Consider the following 334-nt stretch of genomic DNA (forward strand, 5'->3'; position numbering starts at 1 on the left):
CAGATAACTCGTTTCCGCTCGACTTGCATGTGTTAGGCCTGCCGCCAGCGTTCAATCTGAGCCATGATCAAACTCTTCAATTTAAGATTTTGGTGACTCAATGAATACTGACTTCAAAACTACAAAAAGTAATTTTAAAGCTATTACCATTCCAACAGAATGATAATGAATTGACTGTGCCGATAATAAATTATCGATTGGTCACTCAGTCCATTGAAATCAATGTGATTCCTAAGAATCAATTTTGATATTCATCAACGAGTGCCCACACAGATTGATAGGTTTAAATTGTTAAAGAGCGCTAGCGTTTTGTGATTTTCATCTCAGTCGCTAG

The 334-nt window shown here is 37.1% G+C and carries 1 rRNA gene; it reads right to left on the reverse strand.

The annotated features are described in order from the left end of the window. Positions 1 to 83: ribosomal RNA gene (locus A3712_RS21400) — 16S ribosomal RNA — on the reverse strand; the annotation flags it as partial. Positions 84 to 334: the final 251 nt, after the last annotated feature.

The sequence above is a fragment of the Vibrio sp. HI00D65 genome (assembly GCF_001635455.1).
GTDB lineage: Bacteria > Pseudomonadota > Gammaproteobacteria > Enterobacterales > Vibrionaceae > Vibrio.